Raw genomic sequence first — 18372 nt, 5'->3', positions numbered from 1 at the left:
GCTGTCGTCAGCGGCTCGGACAGCCGCACCGACGTGCTGGCCGCCCTCGCCGCGGGGGTCAATGGCTTTGTCCCGAAGGGCCTCAGGGACGACGATCTCGTGGCGGCGCTGCGCACGATCCTTGCCGGCGCCATCTATGTGCCGGCGACGCTTGCCCAGTCGACGGGCCCGGCCGCGGAGCCTGTATCCCCCGGCATCGACCTCGCCCGGCTCACGCCGCGCCAGCGCGAGGTGCTCGACCTGCTGGTCGAGGGCCGCTCCAACAAGGAGATCGCCCGTGCGCTCGATCTCGGACACGGCACGGTGAAGATCCACCTCGCCGCGGTGTTCCGTCATCTCGGCGTGTCGAACCGGGCCGCCGCCGCCGCCATTGCGGCGCCGCTCCTCGGGCGAGGCTGATCAGGCCATCAGCCGGGCGAGGGTTGCCCGCAGCACCGGCAGAGCGACGGGCTTGGTGAGCCAGGGCGTGCCGCTCGCCTGGAGGCGCGCGAGGGTCTGCGGATCGGTCGATCCCGTCACGATCAGCGCCGGCTTGCCGAAGGCGCTTTCCCGGCGCCAGCGTTCGATGAGCTCGAGGCCGTCGACGCCGCGTTCCAGCTGAAGGTCGATCACCGCCAGGTCCACCGGTGCGCCATCGGCGAGGAGGCGCGTCGCCTGGACGCTGTCGCCGGCCTCGGAGACCGTGGCGCCGTCGTCGCGCAGCGTGCGGGCGAGGGCGTCGACGATCATCGGTTCGTCGTCGAGGATGAGGATGTGACGGCCTGCGAGCGACAGGTCCGGCTGCACGGCGGGCGAGGCGACCGCCGGCAGGTCCGAGGTGGCGATGGGCAGTTCCACGCGCACCACCGTCCCGTGGCCGCGCCGGCCGGTGAGCGTGATGCGATGGCCGAGCAGGGCGCAGAGGCGCCGCACGATGGACAGGCCGAGACCGAGGCCGTCGTTCTGGCCGTGCGCCGCGTCCTTCGACCGCTCGAACTCGTCGAAGATGCGCTCGCGATCCTCTTCGGCGATGCCCGGCCCGGTATCGTGGATTTCGAGCACGGCATGGTCGCCGCGGCGGCGGATGCCGACCAGCACCTTGCCTTCGGCGGTGAATTTCAGGGCGTTGCCGACGAGATTGCGCAGGATGGTCTCGAGCAGGATCGGATCGCTGACGACGGCGAGCCGCGAGGAGACGAGACCGAATTGCAGGCCATGGGAGGCGGCCTGGGCGCGGAAGTCGGCGGCGACGCGCTCCAGCAGGTCGCCGATGACGAAGGTGCGGGGCTCGGCGATGACGATTCCCGCGTCCAGGCGCGAGACGTCGAGCAGCGCGCTGAACATGTCCTGCAGCGATCCGAGGGTCGTTTCCATATTGGCGACGAGGCGGCGCTGCTCATCGTTCTGCACGCGGCGCGCCAGCGCATTGGCGAAGAGCGACAGGGCATGGAGCGGCTGGCGCAGGTCGTGGCTCGCAGCGGCGAGGAAGCGTGATTTGGCGGCGGTGGCGGCCACGGCGTCGTCGCGCGCCGCCGACAGGGCGTGGTTTGCCGTCTCGAGTTCCGCCGTGCGGTCGGCGACGCGGTGCTCCAGGGTGTTGGCGAGATGCCGCAACGCCTCCTCGTTATCGGCCAGACGGTCGATCATCCCTTGTAGCGAGGCGGCAAGGGAGACGATCTCCTGCGAGGAACTCTTCGGCACCTCGATCACCACGCCGTCGAGCGCATCGGCGAGGCCGACGCGGTCGGCACGGGCGGCGATGGATTGCAGCGGGCTGGCGATGCGGCCCGCCACCCACCAGCCGGCGATCAGCACCATGAGGCCGACGATGCCGCCGGCGGCGACGATCTGCCGGCGCAGCTCCCGCACCGGGGCGAAGGCCACTTCGGCATTGGAGGTGACGACGATCTGCCAGCCGAGGCCGTCGATGTTGCGTCCGCCCGAGGCGCGGCTGGTGCCGATGACCATGGTGCGGCCGTCGGGGAGCGTGTCGATCTGGAAGCCGTCGGCAGTCTCGGCGGTGCGCCGGGCAAGGCCGGCGCCGAGATGGTTGGGGTCGCCGATGACGACGCGCCCGTCGCGGTCCAGCACGATGACCTCGAGGTCGGACTGGCGCCCCTGCGAGCGGTCGATGAGAGATCGTCGCAGATGGCCGAGCCAGTCCCAGCTCACCAGCATCCCCATGATGCCGACGGACTGGCCGTCATTGTCGCGCAGGTGGACGCCGATCTCGACCACGCGCTCGCCGGGCGTGGTCTGTACCGTCGGGCGCTCCTGCTGGCCGCTGGCGGGGGCTGCGCGGGCGCGGACGGCGGCGTACCAGCGGCGGTCGGCGACGCTCGATCCCTCGCGCTCGCCGCCGGAGGCGACGATGACGCGGCCCTCCATGTCGGCAAGGCCAATCCAGACGATCTCCTCGACGTTGGACTTCACGCGGTCAAGGATGATGCGACGGCCCTGATAGGAAGCGCCGGAATTGGTGAAGGCCGGCAGCGTCGAGAGCGTTCGCATCGAGCGCCAGCGCTCGTAGACATCGCTCTCCAGCGCCTCGCGCATGAAGGCCGCGAGGTCGCCGAGCGAGCGGCCGATGGAGCGCTGCGTCTCGCGCGTCGCCGTCCAGACGACCACCGCCGTGACCGAGAGGATCAGCGCTGCTGTCAGTACGGCGAGCGTGCCGGTGAGGATGCCGCGCAGGCCCGGCCGCGTCAGGGAGATGGGATCGCTCAGCATCCCCGCAGTCTCGACCCTTCCGCCCCGGGCGGCAAGGCCTGTGGCGGGTTCCGGCCCCGTCAGAACCGGACGGTGGTGAAGAAGCGCACGCCGCGGCCCGGCATCAGCACCTCGTCCTTCTTGAACGAGACGTGGTTGCGGATGTCGGCATCGAGCAGGTTGGTGCCGACGAGGCCGAAGGTCAGGCTCTGGGCACCGGAGCCGGGTTTCAGGTTCATCCGGTAGCTGATCTCGGCGTTGAGGAGGTTGTAGCCGGGCGTCGGGGTTTCCTCCGCGGCGGTCTGGTTCTGGGCGAAGGCATGGAGCAGGGTCACGCGGGCGAACCAGTTGGCATCGCGCCAGAACAGGCCACCGCCGAGCCGGTGGGGCGGGATGCGCGGCACATTGGTGCCGTCGGCAAAGCGGGCACGGACGAAGTCGTACTGGCCCTCGACGCCGAAGGTGCCGCCGGCGATCTCGGCGACATCCACCTGGCCGCGCAGTTCGGCCCCGTAGAAGGTCGCGTCCTGCTGGGTGAACACCACCTGGCGCAGTTCGGTGCCGCCGCCGGAGCCGCAGGTGGCGAAATCGTCGTCGCAGGTCAGGCCTGTCTGGCGCTTGTAGATGAAGCCGTTGTAGCGCGTGTAGAAGGCCGTCGCCTCGGCACGCCAGGAGCCCTGGGACCGGCGCAGGCCGAGTTCGATCGTCTGCGCGCGCTCCTTGGTCAGGTTGGGATCGCCGATCTCAAAGGTGCCGGAGGCCTCGTGCGGGCCCTTCGAATAGAGCTCCTGCGCCCGCGGCGCGCGCTCGACATAACTCCCGGTGAGGCTTGCGACCCAGCCGCCGCCGAGCTCCTGCAACAGGCCGATCGAGCCGCTCATGGGTGTGAAGTTCCGCACGGCGCCGAACTCGGCTGGCAGGCCGCCCAGCGGGTCGAAGGTGGCGGGAAAGGCCGAGCCGGTGCCGGCGGCACGCGCCTGTTCGATGCGGGCGGAGGCCTGGAGGCGAGTGGTGCGGGTGAGTTCGACCTCGTTGAACAGGAAGGCGGCGACGGTGCTGCTGTTGGCCGGGGCCAGCAGGCCGCCGGCCTCGCCCGACGTGCCGAGCCGAGCGGCGCCGAACTGGACGCCGAAAACCGAGTTCAGCGTGCCCAGCGGCGTCGTCAGCGGGCGGAAGGCTGTCTCGACACGCCCCTCGATCTCCTGGTTGCGGAAGGTGGCGGCGGTCTGGAACTGCCCGGCATCGAGCGCCTGCTCGTTGTGGCGATAGAGCGTTCCACCGAGCCAGAAGCGGACATTGTCGACCACCTGGCCATCGAAGCGGATTTCGCCCTTCGAGGTCAGCCGGGTCTGGATCATGTCGATCCGGGTGCGGTTGGCCGAGGATTCGATGCCGGGGATGCCATAGAGCGAGCGGAACTGCGAGATGGCCGCGCCGAGATAGCCCTGGTCGAAGAAATAGGAGGCGCCGAAGGAGCCGCCGAAGGTGCGGGCGAAGGAATTGGCCTGCCGTCCCTGCGGCGTCGCGTAGTCGCCGGCATTGCGGCCGAAGACATCGGCGGAATAGGCCCATTGTCCCGAGGAGCCGCGCACCCGCATGGCTCCGTCGATGCCGTTGTCGACCGAGGAGAGCGAGCCGGTGGCCATGCCGCTGATGCCGGGGGGCCCGAGGCGGGTGGGGATGCGCTCGTTGGTGACGTTGACCACGCCGCCGATGGCCTGCGAGCCGAACCGCAGGGCCGCCGGCCCGCGGATGATCTCGATGCGCTCGGCGGCGAGCGGATCGATCGGCACGGCATGGTCCTCGGACAGGTCGGAGACGTCCTGGGCGCCGATGCCGTTCTCCTGCATGCGCACGCGGGTGTTGTCGAGGCCGCGGATGATCGGCCGGCTCGCCCCGCCGGGTGCGAAGGAGGAGCTGGTGACGCCGGGCAGATTGTTCAGCTGGTCGCCCAGCGTGCCGCCGCCATTGCGGCGGATCTCGCTCTCGGGAACCACGGTGACCGGCACGAAGGCCCGGTCGATGACCTGCAACTGCCCCTCGCTGAGGGCGAGGTCGCGGCGCGCGCCTTCCGGGCTGCGCGGCGCTTCGATCAGGATTTCCGGCAGCGCCGTCTGGGCGCCAGCAGGTCCTGCCGCGACGGTCATGAGGGCAAGGCCAGCGACGGTCGAGAGGGGGCGAAGACGGGACATGAGGCCTGGTGCCTGTAACGTTACAACATAACCTTCTTCTCCTGCGCTGCTGCCGCTGTCAACCGCGTGGTCGCGACGGACCGCCATGCGCTCAACCTTTCCACGCTGAAACGGCGGAGGCCGCGGGAGCCGTGCGCCTGAAATGGGAGGCGGCGAGAAGCGATGCCGACAGCGGCGCATCCCTGCGCTCCAACGGAGATTGACCCATGACCACCCTGATCCTGCGAGCCGCCTCCCGCCGCCGCTTCATCGCCGGCTTTGCCGCCGGTCTCATCGCCGCAACCGTGGCGGTCCCCGCCATGGCCAATGCCCAGTCGGCACCGGCGGCGGTGACGCTGTTCAATGTCGTCAGCCCGCGCGACACGATGGTGATCGGCCTGACGGCGGCGGAGATGGCGGCTCTCGGCGGCAGCAATCCCACCGAGGCCCTGGCGCGCAAGATCGCCGCCGACGGCCAGATGACGGTCTGGCACTATGTGGTTGGACGCGGCGAGGGTGGGTCGCTGGTCATGGCGCCGGCCGACAAGGTCGCGCTGATGGCGGCGGGCATCGTCCGCATCGAGCCCTACCGCTCGGCCCATCCGGTGGTTGCGCCGCGCAGCTGAGCTGCCCGGGAAAAGGCGAAACCCTCGCGCCTAGCGGTCCGCCACCTGGAAGCCCTGCCAATAGGGGTCCCGGTCGTCGACGAAGATCGTGTTGATGCCGGTGACGCGCGCCCAGCCCTCGATGGAGGGGATGATGGCGTCGAGCCCGCCGACCTTCACCCGGCCCTCGATCCGGCCGACGAACTTTGAGCCGATGATGCTCTCGTGGACGAAGGGCTCGCCCTCGGAGAGCCGGCCTGTTGCGGCGAGCTGGGCCATGCGCGCCGAAGTGCCGGTGCCGCAGGGCGAGCGGTCGATGGCCTTGTCACCATAGAAGACGGCGTTGCGGGCCGTGCCGCCGTGCCGCGGCGCGCCGGTCCACAGCACGTGGGTGAGCCGGTTCAGCGCCGCATTCTCCGGATGGACGATGGCGTGGCGGGCGTTGAACGCCTTGCGCAGCAGGGCCGAGAAGCGGATCACCTCGGAGGGCTGGAGGTCGTCGAGGTCGGCATAGCCCGGTTGCGGCTCGACGATGGCGTAGAAGTTGCCGCCATAGGCCACGTCCACTGTGAGCGTTCCGAGCCCCTCCACATCCACCTCATAGCCGCGCCCGAGCAGGAAGGACGGCACGTTGGTGATGCGGACGCTCTCCACATAGGGTCCGTTCTGGACATAGCGCGCCTCGACGAGGCCGGCGGGCGTGTCGAGCCGGAGGAGCCCGGCCTCACGCGGGGTGACGAGGCCGTGCTCGATGATCGTCGTCACCGTGCCGATCGTCCCGTGGCCGCACATGGGCAGGCAGCCCGAGGTCTCGATGAAGAGGATGCCGACGTCGCAGTCGGGCCGGGTCGGCGGATAGAGGATGGAGCCCGACATCATGTCGTGGCCCCGCGGCTCGAACATCAGGCTGGTGCGGATCCAGTCGAAGCGGGCGAGGAAGTCCTGCCGCCGGTCGAACATGGTGTCGCCGGTGAGCTGCGGGATCGAGCCGCCGGTGACGACCCGGACGGGATTGCCGCAGGTATGGCCATCAATGCAGGTGAAGGTGGTGCGCGCCATCGGCCGGTTCCCAGAGCGTCGTCGTCGCTCCAGCTATGGGATGGCGCTGCCGAGGGCGCAACCGCCTTAAGGGGACGGGACGGGCTGCGGCTGCGGCAAGGCTCCCGCCGCCTCCGGATCGACCGGCGCGATCGGCGGCGCATCGATGGCGCCATCGGCCATCACCACTGAACAGACGCGGCGGCCCTTGGCGACATAGAGCGCGCCGTCGGCGGCAGCGAGAAGGGCACCGGACCGGTCGCCGTGGCGGGGGGCCAGCGCGATGCCGATACTGACCCCGATGGGGCAGGCCTTGCCGTCGATCTCGTAGACGCGGGTGATCTTGTCGGAGAGCCGCTGGCCCAGCGCCAGGGCCTCCTCGTGTCCGAGCCGGTCGGCGACCACGCAGAATTCGTCGCCGCCCAGCCGGGCGGTGATGTCGCCGGCGCGAACCGCAGCGTTGATGCGGTCGGCCACCAGTTGTAGCAGCCGGTCACCCGTGGCGTGGCCATGGCTGTCATTGACGGCCTTGAAGCCGTCGAGGTCGAGATAGAAGACCGCGACGCCCTGGCCGGCCGACCTCGCCAGCCGCTCGTCGAGCTGCCCGACCAGGAAGGCGCGGTTGCTGAGGCCGGTGAGGTCGTCGTGGAAGGCGCGGTGGCGGTTCTCCATCTCGGCCACCAGCACGGCGACGAACATGGCGTTCATGCGGAAGGCCGCGACCGACATGCTGATGAGGAAGAGCGGCACGAGGAAGGCCACCGTCACCATGATCGGCTCGCCCGTGGCGATGGCGGCAACGCCCATGGGGCCGAGGGAGAAGGCCATCATCACCGTCACCATGCGGGGGGCGGCGAAATTGCGGAAGCACAGGCCTCCCATCATCGCCGCTGCGGGGACGCAGGCGATGGTGGCGATCATCCAGTCGCCGGAGGCGATGGAGGCGTAACAGCCGAAGCCGAGACCTCCGGCCCAGGCGACGGACATGAGGATGACGAGGTCGGTGTGGGTGCCGCGGCCGCGCCGCGAGGCGCGCAGGCCGTGGACGAGCAGGCCCATGCGGAGCGCGGAGATCACCACCTCCAGCACCAGCCAGGCGAAGAACCAGATGCTGGGTCGGAAGATCGCCACGGTCGCCGGACCGACTACGGTGGCAATGACTCCGCCGAAGAAGACGGGCAGGCCTGAATAGAGGGTCGCGATCAGGCGTCGCCGCACGGGTTCCGGCGTGCCGGGTGGCGGCTCGGCCAACCAGCGCGTCAGCCGCCAGCGCGGCAGCGTGTAAGCGGAACCGTCGATCTGCATGCGTTCACCCAAGGGGTTGAATGACACATGCCGTGACAAGCTGAACGAGTGGTAAAGGCTGGGGTGTAAGCTGCCGTTTGGCGTCAACTTTTTCGCGAAAAGAGGGCCTTCCCCAAGGGCACGGCGTCACTCCGCGGCGTTGGGCGCCAGTTCGGGTGCGTCCGCGACGGGAAGCGCGCAGGCGAAGGCATGGCGCGCCTTTCCGCCCGCCTTGGCCGCATAGAGCGCGAGATCGGCGCGGCCCAGCCGCGTGTCGATGTCGGTGCCGTCCTCGGGCAGGAGGGCGATGCCGATGCTGACCCCGATGCGGGCGATGGCGCCCGAGGGCAGCGGATAGGGCGGCGCGAGCGCTGCGGCGATGCGTTCCGCGGCCTTCTCCGCCGCCAGACGGTCGCCGCCGGCCAGCACGACGAACTCGTCGCCGCCGATGCGCCCAATCGCCTCGTCCGCCGCGAGGGCCTGCTGCAGCCGGGCCGCCACGGCGGTGAGCACCTGGTCGCCGGCCATGTGGCCGTGGCCGTCATTGACCAGCTTGAAGCCGTCGAGATCGAGATAGAGGAGGGCGAGAGGCCGGTCAGGGCCAGCGGCAGCAATGCGCCGCTCGGCGTCGCCGAGGATGCCAAGACGGTTCGGCAGGCCGGTGAGCGGGTCATGGCGGGAGCGGTGGCGGTGCTCGCGCTCGGCCATCATGCTGGCGAGCAGGGTGCGGTGGAGCTGGAAGGCCGCCATGGTCATGGCGACGAGCAGGGCGGGTGCCTGCACCGCCGAGATCAGCAGGATCGGATTGCCGGATGCGAGGGCGCCGATGGTCGCCGGAATGAGGGCGCCGCCGATGACGGCCGAGGCGAGACGCGGGGCGCAGACGTAACGGAAGCACATGCCGCCCACCATGCCGGCGGCGGAGATGCAGACCACGATGGCGACCGCCCAGTTGCCGGAGATCAGGCTGAGGCCCGCGCCGAGGCCGGTCGAGAAGCCCCAGGCGACGGCGAGCAGGATGTTGAGGTCGATCAGCGGGGCGCGGCCCCGCGCCATCGCGCCGTGGGCGTGGACCATCACCGCGAGCCGGGCGAGGTTGATGGCGATCTCGACGGCGCACCAGGCGAGGATGGCGGGGGAGGGGAAGAACAGCGCCACGAGGACGGCGACGCCGGTGGTGCTGGCGGCGCCGCCGAGGAAGATGGGCAGGTTGCCGAAGAGCATGGCCTGCAGGCGGGCGCGCACGTCATCGGGGACGCTCTGACCGGTGCCGGCCAGCCAGCGCGTCAGCCACCATTGTGGTTCGCCGTGGAGCTGAGCTGTCTTGGTCATGCACGCCTCGGTAACAAGGCAAGCAGACATCATGCAACCTAATAACGCGTTACTCTGCGTGTGCCCGGCGCGCTTGGCGCGCCGGGGTCGCAGATTGTTTCAGGCCGCGGCGGGCAGGCCGACGCCGGGCAGCAGGGGGCGGTTGGCCAGCGCCTTGGCCATCATCGCCTCGACCTCGGCCTTTTCCTGCGGCAGCAGCGCGAGGCGCGGCGGACGGGTCAGGGCGGTGCCGCGGCCCATGATGTGCTCGCAGAGCTTGATGCACTGGACGAGGTCCGGGCGGGCATCGAGGTGCAGGAGCGGCATGAACCATTCGTAGAGCGGCATGGCCTCGGCGAAGCGGCCGGCCCGGGCGAGGCGGAACAGCGTCTCGCCCTCGCGCGGGAAGGCGTTGGACATGCCGGAGACCCAGCCGACCGCGCCCATGGCGACGCTTTCGACGATGACGTCGTCGAGGCCGGCGAAGAGCACGAAGCGGTCACCGACCATGTTGCGGGTGTCGATGAAGCGGCGGGTGTCGCCGGACGAATCCTTGAAGCAGACGACGGTGTCGACATCGGCGAGCGAGACGAGAATGTCGGGAGTGACGTCGTTCTTGTAGATCGGCGGGTTGTTGTAGAGCATCACCGGCAGGTCGGTGGCCTTGGCGACGGCGCGGAAATGCGCGGCGGTCTCGTGCGGCTTGGACGAATAGACCAGTGCCGGCATGACCATGATGCCGTCGATGCCGACGCGGGCGGCTTCCTTCGCCGTCTCCACCGCGAAGGCGGTGGTGAACTCGGCGATGCCGCAGAGCACCGGCACGCGGCCCTTCGCGACCGCCTTCGCGGCCTCCATGATCTGGATCTTCTCGGAGCGCTGGAGCGAGGTGTTCTCGCCCACCGAGCCGCAGATGATGAGGCCAGAGACGCCGTCGCGGATCAGGTTGTCCATGACCTTGGCGGTGGCGTCGATGTCGAGCGACAGGTCATCGTGGAACTGGGTGGTAACGGCCGGGAAGACGCCTTCCCAGGAAATGCGGGCTGCCATGGGGTTTTCTCCAATAATGTCGTGGCGCGGGCCCGTGGCCAGCGCTGGGAAATCAGCGCGGATACGCGGTGGGTGTCGGACGGTGAGCCGGCGCATCCGCATCGTCATCCCCGGAGCGAGACCGGGGATGACGGATGGTGTTTCGGTCGCTTAGAGCGCCGCGCCGGCCTTGCGCAGGTCGGCCAGGATCGGGGCCTTGGGCAGCCAGATCTTGTCGAACTCGGCCACCACCGCCTCCGCCTCCTTCGGGTCGGCATTGCGGAAGGGGATGCCGGTCGCCTTGAACTGCTCGACGAGCTTCGGCTCGTTGCCGGCGAGTTCGTCGATCTGCTGGTCGAGGGCGGCCTTGACGGTCCGGGTGATCAGCTCGCGGTCGGCGGCAGGCACGGTCTGCCAGACGCGGCCGGAGACGAGGGCGATGACCGGCATGAAGACGGCGTTCATCTGCAGGATCGACTTGGAGACCTTGTCGAAGCGCTGGTTCCAGGAGAACTCGAGATCGGCCTCGAGGCCATCGACCTGGCCGTTGGTCATGGCGTCGAAGACCTGCGGGGTCGGGATCGGCGTCGGCGCGGCGCCGAGCAGCTGGTAGAAGTCGCGATAGACCGGGGTCGGGTTGATGCGCAGCTTCATGCCGCGGATATCGGCGACCTTGGAAATGTCCTTCGCCGCGAAGACGGCGCGCATGCCGGTGATGCCCCAGGCAAGGCCGATCGTGCCGGTCTCGCGCGGCAGCACGTCGAACAGCTTCATGGCGACAGGATCGCGGACCAGCTTGGCGATCTTCGGGGTCGAGTCGACCACATAGGGAGCCGTGATGGCGGCGATGGTCGGTACGCGCGAGCCAAGCTCGGCGGCCATGATCCAGCCCATGTCGAGGGCGCCCGACTGCATCTGTTGCAGCATGGCCGCCTCGTTGCCGAGCTGGCCGGAATGGAAGACGGTCAGCGTCAGGCGGCCGTTGGTGGCGGCCTTCAGGTCCTCGCCCACCTTCACCGCGGCCCGGTTCCAGGGATGGCCGTTGGGGGTGAGGATGCCGAGGCGGAATTCCTTCGCCTGGGCAAGGGCGAGCGACGGGGCTGCCAGCGGCAGGCTGGCGCCGGCGGCGATGAGATGGCGACGGGACAGGGTCATCGGCAGGCTCCTTTCGAGGGTCACTTCACGAGGGCGAGGGAGAGGAAGGGATAGAGCGAGAGCAGAACCAGCAGGATGCAGCTCACGCCGAAGAAGGGCATGGTGACGAGGAACATCTTCCCCGGCTTTGCCCCGGTGACGGCGGCGGCGACGAAGAAGCAGAGGCCCACGGGCGGCGAGAGCAGTCCGAGGACGAGGTTGATGACCACCACCACGCCGAAATGGCGGGGGTCGATGCCGTAGATCTCGGTGGCGATGGGCAGCAGGATCGGCACGGTCATGATCAGGCCGGGAATGCCGTCGATCACCGTGCCGATGACCAGCAGGATGACATTGGTCAGCAGCATGAAGGAGACCGGGTCCTTGGCGACGGTCTGGATCCAGGCGGCGGTCTCCTGCGGCACCTTCCCGTAGATGAGGATCCAGGAGAACACCGCCGCGGCGGCGACGAGGAAGAGCACGACGGCCGAATAGATGCCGGCGCGCAGCATCATCTCGGGCAGCCGCGAGAAGGAGAATTCCTTGGTCCAGTAGCGGCCGACGAGGGCGGCTGCGACCGTGCCGACGGCAGCCGACTCCGTGGCATTGGCAAGGCCCGAGAGGATCGAGCCGACGATGACGAGCGGGATGGCGAGCGTCGGGCCGGCCGCCAAGACGGTGGCGAAGCGCTCGCGCAGCGTCTGCTTCGGCGCGCGGGGGTAGTTGTACTTCACCCCCATGATGGCGATGCAGATGAAGAACAGGCCGGTGAGCAGCACGCCGGGGATGATGCCGGCGATCAGCATGTCGGAGACCGAGACCTGCGCCAGCACCGAATAGACGACGAACATCACCGAGGGCGGGATGATGGGGCCGAGCATACCGCCGTAAGCCGTGAGGCCGGCGGCGAAGGTCTTGTCGTAGCCCTGCTTCTCCATCTCCGGGACCATGATCTGGGCCATGATCGCCACCTGCGCGGTGGCCGATCCCAGGATCGAGGAGACGAACATGTTGGCGAGGATGTTCACATAGGCGAGGCCGCCGCGCACCGAACCGACAAAGGCCATGGAGAGCTCGACGATGCGCCGGGTGATGCCGCCGCCATTCATGATCTCGCCGATCAGGATGAAGAGCGGGATGGCGATGAGGCCGTAGCTGTCGACGCCGCCGAACATCTGCAACGGATAGGACTGGAACAGCAGCGGATTGCCGGAGGCCCAGATGTAGACGATGCCGGCAAGGCAGAGGCAGAGGCCGATCGGCACGCCGACCAGCATGATGGCGACGAAGGCGGCGGTGGTGAGCATCAGTTCACCCCGTCGACGTCGGAGAGGACGAAGCCCCTGAGCGGTGCGCGCGGCGCCAGCCCCATGTCCTCGACGAGATTGGCGAGGCCATGGACCGTCATGGTGACGGCGAAGAGCGGCAGGATCAGGTAGAGGACCCAGGTCGGCCAGTTCAGCGTCTGGGTGCGCTCGGTGTAGAGGAAGTTGAAGGTCTGGCCGGCGAATTCGCGGGCGTCGAAGCCGGACCTTGCAAGGCCGACCGGGTCCATCCACAGCCAGCACATCACTCCGAGGGCGAGGCCGAAGATCACCACGAGGCCGGTGGCCGTGACCTTGGCGATCTTCTGCGCCCGGTCGGACAGGCGCTCGGTCAGCATCGTCACGGCGAAGTCGAGCCTCAGGCGCGTCATGGCCGAGGCGCCGATGAAGGTGAGCCAGACCACCGAGTACACCGCCGACTCGTCGATCCAGTAGATCGGCATGCCGGAATAGCGGGTGACCACGTTGAGCAGGATCAGGCCGGCGAGCAGGAACATCAGTCCCATGATGGCGATGCGCTCGATGGAGAGCAGGCCGGCGGACAGCGCCTGGATCGCGGTCGCCGCCGCGGTCCGCGGCCGTTCCGTGGTCATTGTCTCGTTCATGATTGCGCCGTCCCCCGACACGCGCTTGGCTCTGGATTTTTCTCACCGTAGATTTTATACAATCTGTGAGTCAACGGGGTTGCGAGAGTTTTCTCATCCCCAGACGGCCATGCGTGGAAAGGGATGCTACAACCCTTCCGCGGGTGGATGAGTGCCTGCAATCATGGCCCGCTCAGTCGGGCTGGAACGAGACACGCATGACCGCACCGCTCAAGCACCGCACGCTCTCCGCCGCCATTGTCGACCGGCTGCGGACGGCGATCCTCGACGGATCGCATCCCGCCGGCACACAGCTGCGGCAGGATGCGCTGGCCGAGACCTATGGCGTCAGCCGCATCCCGGTGCGTGAGGCGCTGTTCCAGCTGGAGGCCGAGGGCTTCGTGCGAATCGTCCCGCACAAGGGCGCCATCGTCTCGGAACTGTCGCTGGAGGAGGTCAACGACGTCTTCGACCTGCGCGCCCTGCTCGAGCCGCGCATGCTGGCGAGTTCGGCGCCGCGCTTCGAGGACTCGGATCTGGCCGGTCTCGACGCCATCCAGGGCCGCTTCGAGGCGGCGATCGCGGCGGGGGACGTCGCCCAATGGGGCGCCATCAACGCCGAGTTCCACCTCGCGCTCTATGCCAAGGCGAACCAGCCGCGCACGCAATCCATCGTCGTGGCGCTGCTGCAGACCAGCGACCGCTACACGCGGGTCCAGCTCTCCAACACCGAGGCCATGGGGGTTGCCGAGCTGGAACATGCCGAGCTCATCCGCCTGTGCCGCGCGGGTGCCTTCGCCGAGGCCGGCCGCTTCCTCGTCCACCATATCGAGGCGGTACGCCGCGACCTCCTGAGGGTGCTCGGCCGCGCGGCGTGAGCCCTGCCTCGCCGGATCATGCGCCGGCGAATGGCTGCCAAGCGTCAACCATATGTCATTCCACCATGTTTAGACGTTGACGTCCGGCCAGCGTTTCTGTACCCGGATGCAGCCGCGACGTGGCCTCCCGATTGCGGGACGAGCCTGCCGGCTGCGGTACCTCACAACCCGACCACCCTGACGAAGGACAAGTGCCCTTTGCGCATTCAATCCCAGAACGGCCTGAGCGAACGTCTTGAAGCCCAGCAGAAGGCGAAGCAGGCCCTGCTCCAGAAGTTCAAGTCGCGCCCGGGCCCGGATGATCCGGAGTTCCAGAAGCGTCAGGCCGAACGTCGCGCCATCGCGGATGCCCGCGCCGCGCGCGAGGCCGAGAAGGAAGCCGCCCGCCGCGCCGAGGCCGAGCGCCTCGCCGCCGAGGAGGCCATCCGCAAGGAAGAGGAGCGCCGGCTGGCCGAAGAGGCCGAGCTGAAGCGGCTCGAAGAGGAAGAGGCCCGCGCCAAGGCGCGTCCGAAGCAGATCTATCGCGAGATCGCCGCCTATGCGGAGGCTCGCGCCAAGGCCGCCGCCAAGGGCGGCCGCCGCTGAGCCTCTCAGCCTGACTGACGATTGACCGAGGGCCGCCGCGAGGTGGCCCTTTTGTCGTTGGGCGAAGCTTGCCTCGCCGGTCCGCCGATGCGCCCATCCGTCGCGCCGCGGATCGCCCGCTCCGACCCCATCTGCCGGTGATCGACGGAATCCTGACCTCCGCTCGGCCGTTTTCATGGCCGTCGCCGCGATGGGCGGGTCCGATCGGGCGCAGGGAAGGGGTGTCATGGCTGAGGACGGCATTTTCGGGTTCGACGGCACGCCCTCGGTCGCCATCCTCGCCAATCGCAGCTCCGGCTTCGTCGGGCGTGGCGCCGCGGTGGAGGCGATCGTGTCCACCCTGTCGCGCTACGGCATTTACCCCCGCATCTTCATGGCGCGCAGCGGCAAGCTGACTGACGCCATCGCTGCCTGCAAGGCGCAGGCCCCCGACGTGGTCGTCGTCACCGGCGGTGATGGCACGATCCTCGCCGTGGCCGAGGCCTTCCTTGGCACGCCCACCGTCATCGCCGTGGTGCCGCAGGGCACGGTGAACCAGCTGGCGCGCGATCTCCTGATCCCGCTCCTCCCCGACGCCGCCATCGAAGCGCTGGCGGGCGGCGAGATCCGTGCCATCGATGTCGGCTCGGTGAATGGCCAGGCCTTCCTCTGTACCAGCGTCATCGGCCCGCTGGCGAAGCTCCAGCGCTACCGGGAGGAGGCGCGCGGGCGGCTCGCCGCGACGGTCGTGTCCGTCCTGCGCACGGGTTGGAAGGCGATGACGCTGCGCCCCGCCCGCCTCGCCATCCGCGACGGGGCGAGTGCCTGGACCGAGACGACGCGCGGCGTCATCGTCTCGGTCAATCCGCTGGCCGAGATCGTCTCGCGCATCCCGTTCCGGGCGAAGCTCGACGACGGGCTGCTCGCCGTCTATGCGGCGCGCGAGAGCGGCTATTTCACCCTCTTCCGGCTCGCCGCGGCGATCTTCTCGGGGACGGCGCGGCAGGCACCGACCATCGGTTATCACGAGACGGCGCGGCTCACGATCGACGCCAGCCGGCCGTTCCTCACCATCCTTAACGATGGCGAGATCCGCCGGGTCTCGACGCCGCTGCGCTTCGAGGTGATGCCCCGGGCGCTGCGTGTGGTCGTGCCGCGCCCCGTCGCGCCGGGCTGAGGGGCATGACCGTCGTCGCCCATGTCTCCGACATCCATTTCGGGCGCGAGCTGCCGGAGGCGGTCGCGGCCCTGCTCGCCGACCTCGCGATGCTGCGGCCGGACGTGGTGGTGGTCAGCGGCGACCTGACCCAGTCGGCGCGGCGGACCGAGTTCGCGCAGGCGCGCGCCTTTCTCGACCGGATGCCGGCGCCCGTCCTGGTCGTGCCGGGCAATCACGACATCGTCGCCGTCCCCTTGAGCGAGCGGTTCCTTGTCCCCTTCCGCCGCTGGCGGCACTTCATCGCCGATGGCCTCAGCCCTGAATGGTCGGATGCGGAGGTGCTCATCCGCGGCGTCAACAGCGCCCGGCCCTTCGGCCCCTATCTCAACTGGTCGCGCGGCATCGTCTCGGCGGCGCAGGTCGAGGCGCTTGCGACCGCCGAGAAAGACCCCCGGCCGCTGCTCGTCGCGGCCCATCACCCCGTCGCCTATGGCAATGACACGGCGCGCGCCTATGACCTCGTCACCGGGGCGGAGCGGCTGCTGGCGACGCTGGCGCGGCGGCCGAAGAGCGTGCTGCTGCTCGGCCATCGCCACCGCTCTCATGCGAGCCTGTGGAATCCGGCCGCAGGCGAGCGTCCCGCCGCGAGCGGCGACCGCCTCGCGGGCGACGACCGCCTCGCGGCCGACGACGTCCTCATCCTTCATGCGGGCTCGGCGACCTCGGACCGCCTGCGCGGCGAGGTCAATGCCTGGAACCACATCACGGTGGGGGAGGGCGGGATCAGCGTAGCGGTGCGCCGCTTCGTCGCCGGGCGATGGGACGAGGCGGAGCGCCTCGTCCTCACCTGGCCGGCCTAGTGCTCAGCGCACCAGGATGTTGCCGTCGACGGTCTTGATGTCGCGCAGGCCGCAGAGCGCCATGGTGATGTCGAGCTCCCTGCGGATGATCTCGATGGCGGCGGTGACGCCCTCCTCGCCCATGGCGCCAAGGCCATAGAGGAAGGCGCGCCCGATATAGGTGCCCTTGGCCCCGAGCGCGATCGCCTTGATGACGTCCTGGCCGGAGCGGATGCCGCCATCCATGTGCAGTTCGACCTTCGAGCCGACCGCCGCGACGATGCCGGGCAGGGCCTCGATGGAGGACATGGCGCCGTCGAGCTGGCGGCCGCCATGGTTCGACACGATGATGGCGTCGGCACCCGAGCCCAGCGCCAGCTCGGCGTCCTCGGCGTCGAGGATGCCTTTCAGGATCAGCTTGCCGCCCCAGCGGTCCTTGATCCACTTCACATCGTCCCAGTTCAGCGCCGGGTCGAATTGCTCCGAGGTCCAGGAGGAGAGGGAGGACATGTCGTCGACGCCCTTGGCGTGGCCGACAATATTGCCGAAGGTGCGCCGCTTGGTCCCCAGCATCCCCATGCACCAGCGCAGCTTCGTCGCGAGGTTGATGATGTTCTTCAGCGTCGGCTTGGGCGGGGCGGAGAGGCCGTTCTTGATGTCCTTGTGGCGCTGGCCAAGGATCTGCAGGTCCAGCGTGAGGACGAGGGCCGAGCAGCCCGCCTTCTTCGCCCGGTCGATGAGGTTGGCGGCGAACTCGCGGTCGCGCATCACATAGAGCTGGAACCAGAAGGGCTGGCCGGTCGCTTCGGCGATATCCTCCAGCGAGCAGATGCTCATGGTGGAGAGCGTGAAGGGGATCCCGGCCTTGTTGGCGGCGCGCGCGGCGAGGATCTCGCCATCGGCGTGCTGCATGCCGGTGAGGCCGGTCGGCGCGAGGGCGACGGGCATCGAGACCTTCTGGCCGATCATCTCGCTGGCGAGCGAGCGGTTGCGCATGTCCACCGCCACGCGCTGGCGCAGCTTGATCTTGGCGAAGTCCGAGGTGTTGGCGCGGTAGGTGCCCTCGGTCCACGAGCCGGAATCGGCATAGTCGTAGAACATGCGGGGGACGCGGCGCTTGGCGAGGACGCGGAGGTCTTCGATGCTGGTGACGACGGTCATACGAACCTTCTCTCGGGATCGCTGGGGTCGCCTTGGTTAGCACCGGCCGAGGGCTGCGGGAAGCGATCCCGGCGCGGCCGTGTCAGGCGGGGACGCAGGCGCTGCGCGGGGCGTCGGCGCCAAGGCCGGCGAGCCCGGAGGCGATCAGGGTGGAATTACGGTAACGCGGATCATCGGTGACCTCGCGGCCGATCCAGTCGGGCAGCGCGAAAGCCTCGTCCGCCTTGCTGAGCTCGATCTCGGCGACGACGAGGCCGGTCAGCGCGCCTTCGAAGACGTCGACCTGCCAGAGCTTGCCGGCGTGGAGGACCTCGTGGCGCTTTTTCCGGATGGGCTGACGCTGGCAGAGCGTCATCATCGCCTCGGCATCGTCGAGCGGCAGGGGATATTCGAACTCGTCGCGCACGGCGCCGCGGGACTCGCCCTTGATGGTGAGCGTTGCGCGGCCGTCCTGGATGCGGACGCGCACGGAGGTCGGGCCGGGAGGGGTCAGATAGGCCTGTGCGATGGTGCGGATGCGGGCGCCGTTGCGCCAGCCGTCACCGATCACCAGGAACTTGCGTTCGATTTCCAACGCCATGAACGCCCTGCCCCGTGCCATT

The 18372-nt window shown here is 69.0% G+C and carries 17 protein-coding genes; 6 read left to right on the top strand and 11 right to left on the bottom strand.

Annotated features, from left to right (window positions below):
- Window positions 1-399: response regulator transcription factor (locus O9344_RS11810; protein ID WP_298477030.1), on the top strand; the 399-nt coding region annotated here is incomplete at its 5' end.
- On the opposite strand, the gene O9344_RS11805 is transcribed toward O9344_RS11810, so the two are convergent.
- Both O9344_RS11805 and O9344_RS11800 read right to left on the bottom strand, forming a co-directional pair.
- Window positions 400-2709, bottom strand: coding sequence for an ATP-binding protein (locus tag O9344_RS11805; RefSeq protein ID WP_298477028.1), 2310 nt, complete (start codon window positions 2707-2709; stop codon window positions 400-402).
- 59 nt (window positions 2710-2768) lie between these two features.
- Window positions 2769-4880: a TonB-dependent receptor gene (locus tag O9344_RS11800; RefSeq protein WP_298477025.1), complete on the bottom strand. Its 2112-nt coding sequence runs from the start codon at window positions 4878-4880 to the stop codon at window positions 2769-2771.
- Window positions 4881-5086: 206 nt separating this feature from the next.
- On the opposite strand from O9344_RS11800, the gene O9344_RS11795 reads away from it, so the two are divergent.
- Window positions 5087-5485: a hypothetical protein gene (locus O9344_RS11795; protein WP_298477022.1), complete on the top strand. Its 399-nt coding sequence runs from the start codon at window positions 5087-5089 to the stop codon at window positions 5483-5485.
- A 30-nt stretch (window positions 5486-5515) separates the two neighbouring features.
- Here the strand turns inward: O9344_RS11795 and O9344_RS11790 are convergent, their stop codons facing one another.
- The 7 genes from O9344_RS11790 to O9344_RS11760 form a co-directional block, all read right to left on the bottom strand.
- Window positions 5516-6523, bottom strand: coding sequence for a 4-hydroxyproline epimerase (locus O9344_RS11790; protein WP_298477019.1), 1008 nt, complete (start codon window positions 6521-6523; stop codon window positions 5516-5518).
- Window positions 6524-6589: 66 nt separating this feature from the next.
- A complete protein-coding gene (locus O9344_RS11785; RefSeq protein WP_298477016.1) occupies window positions 6590-7807 on the bottom strand; it encodes a GGDEF domain-containing protein in 1218 nt (405 codons plus the stop codon).
- A gap of 126 nt (window positions 7808-7933) precedes the next feature.
- Entirely contained in the window at window positions 7934-9118 is a 1185-nt protein-coding gene (locus O9344_RS11780; RefSeq protein ID WP_298477013.1) for a GGDEF domain-containing protein, read from the bottom strand.
- Between the two features lie 99 nt (window positions 9119-9217).
- A complete protein-coding gene (locus tag O9344_RS11775; RefSeq protein ID WP_298477009.1) occupies window positions 9218-10147 on the bottom strand; it encodes a dihydrodipicolinate synthase family protein in 930 nt (309 codons plus the stop codon).
- A gap of 150 nt (window positions 10148-10297) precedes the next feature.
- On the bottom strand, window positions 10298-11281 hold the full coding sequence (locus O9344_RS11770; protein WP_298477007.1) for a TRAP transporter substrate-binding protein: 984 nt from the start codon (window positions 11279-11281) through the stop codon (window positions 10298-10300).
- 20 nt (window positions 11282-11301) lie between these two features.
- Window positions 11302-12567 (bottom strand): TRAP transporter large permease, encoded by a 1266-nt coding sequence (locus tag O9344_RS11765; RefSeq protein ID WP_298477005.1) that lies wholly within the window; start codon window positions 12565-12567, stop codon window positions 11302-11304.
- On the bottom strand, window positions 12567-13178 hold the full coding sequence (locus O9344_RS11760; protein ID WP_298477068.1) for a TRAP transporter small permease: 612 nt from the start codon (window positions 13176-13178) through the stop codon (window positions 12567-12569). Before O9344_RS11760 ends, O9344_RS11765 begins: the two co-directional genes overlap by 1 nt.
- 209 nt (window positions 13179-13387) lie before the next feature.
- Here O9344_RS11760 and O9344_RS11755 point away from each other — a divergent pair, with 209 nt between their 5' ends.
- From O9344_RS11755 to O9344_RS11740, 4 genes are all read left to right on the top strand, one after another.
- Window positions 13388-14047, top strand: a complete 660-nt coding sequence (locus O9344_RS11755; protein WP_298477003.1) for a GntR family transcriptional regulator — start codon at window positions 13388-13390, stop codon at window positions 14045-14047.
- Between the two features lie 198 nt (window positions 14048-14245).
- Window positions 14246-14632 carry a DUF6481 family protein gene (locus O9344_RS11750; RefSeq protein WP_298477000.1) on the top strand — a complete coding sequence of 129 codons (387 nt, stop codon included), beginning with the start codon at window positions 14246-14248 and terminating at the stop codon, window positions 14630-14632.
- Between the two features lie 226 nt (window positions 14633-14858).
- Entirely contained in the window at window positions 14859-15788 is a 930-nt protein-coding gene (locus O9344_RS11745; RefSeq protein WP_298476998.1) for a diacylglycerol kinase family protein, read from the top strand.
- A 5-nt stretch (window positions 15789-15793) separates the two neighbouring features.
- Window positions 15794-16630 carry a metallophosphoesterase gene (locus O9344_RS11740; RefSeq protein WP_298476993.1) on the top strand — a complete coding sequence of 279 codons (837 nt, stop codon included), beginning with the start codon at window positions 15794-15796 and terminating at the stop codon, window positions 16628-16630.
- A gap of 3 nt (window positions 16631-16633) precedes the next feature.
- Here the strand turns inward: O9344_RS11740 and O9344_RS11735 are convergent, their stop codons facing one another.
- Window positions 16634-17770, bottom strand: coding sequence for an alpha-hydroxy acid oxidase (locus O9344_RS11735; protein WP_298476990.1), 1137 nt, complete (start codon window positions 17768-17770; stop codon window positions 16634-16636).
- Window positions 17771-17852: 82 nt separating this feature from the next.
- On the bottom strand, window positions 17853-18350 hold the full coding sequence (locus O9344_RS11730; RefSeq protein WP_298476987.1) for a CYTH domain-containing protein: 498 nt from the start codon (window positions 18348-18350) through the stop codon (window positions 17853-17855).
- Window positions 18351-18372 lie beyond the last annotated feature (22 nt).

Source organism: Phreatobacter sp., assembly GCF_027532945.1.
Taxonomy (GTDB): domain Bacteria; phylum Pseudomonadota; class Alphaproteobacteria; order Rhizobiales; family Phreatobacteraceae; genus Phreatobacter.
The sequence above is the reverse complement of the archived record's forward strand: the minus strand, read 5'-3'. Positions and strand labels throughout refer to the sequence as shown.

Bases quoted from the DNA above. Each gene is read 5' to 3' on its own strand.
- O9344_RS11760 (WP_298477068.1), bottom strand. From the start codon at position 13,178: ATGACCACGGAACGGCCGCGGACCGCGGCGGCGACCGCGATCCAGGCG.
- O9344_RS11770 (WP_298477007.1), bottom strand. From the start codon at position 11,281: ATGACCCTGTCCCGTCGCCATCTCATCGCCGCCGGCGCCAGCCTGCCG.
- O9344_RS11755 (WP_298477003.1), top strand. From the start codon at position 13,388: ATGACCGCACCGCTCAAGCACCGCACGCTCTCCGCCGCCATTGTCGAC.
- O9344_RS11800 (WP_298477025.1), bottom strand. From the start codon at position 4,880: ATGTCCCGTCTTCGCCCCCTCTCGACCGTCGCTGGCCTTGCCCTCATG.
- O9344_RS11745 (WP_298476998.1), top strand. From the start codon at position 14,859: ATGGCTGAGGACGGCATTTTCGGGTTCGACGGCACGCCCTCGGTCGCC.
- O9344_RS11730 (WP_298476987.1), bottom strand. From the start codon at position 18,350: ATGGCGTTGGAAATCGAACGCAAGTTCCTGGTGATCGGTGACGGCTGG.
- O9344_RS11735 (WP_298476990.1), bottom strand. From the start codon at position 17,770: ATGACCGTCGTCACCAGCATCGAAGACCTCCGCGTCCTCGCCAAGCGC.
- O9344_RS11765 (WP_298477005.1), bottom strand. From the start codon at position 12,567: ATGCTCACCACCGCCGCCTTCGTCGCCATCATGCTGGTCGGCGTGCCG.
- O9344_RS11775 (WP_298477009.1), bottom strand. From the start codon at position 10,147: ATGGCAGCCCGCATTTCCTGGGAAGGCGTCTTCCCGGCCGTTACCACC.
- O9344_RS11740 (WP_298476993.1), top strand. From the start codon at position 15,794: ATGACCGTCGTCGCCCATGTCTCCGACATCCATTTCGGGCGCGAGCTG.
- O9344_RS11785 (WP_298477016.1), bottom strand. From the start codon at position 7,807: ATGCAGATCGACGGTTCCGCTTACACGCTGCCGCGCTGGCGGCTGACG.
- O9344_RS11805 (WP_298477028.1), bottom strand. From the start codon at position 2,709: ATGCTGAGCGATCCCATCTCCCTGACGCGGCCGGGCCTGCGCGGCATC.
- O9344_RS11790 (WP_298477019.1), bottom strand. From the start codon at position 6,523: ATGGCGCGCACCACCTTCACCTGCATTGATGGCCATACCTGCGGCAAT.
- O9344_RS11795 (WP_298477022.1), top strand. From the start codon at position 5,087: ATGACCACCCTGATCCTGCGAGCCGCCTCCCGCCGCCGCTTCATCGCC.
- O9344_RS11780 (WP_298477013.1), bottom strand. From the start codon at position 9,118: ATGACCAAGACAGCTCAGCTCCACGGCGAACCACAATGGTGGCTGACG.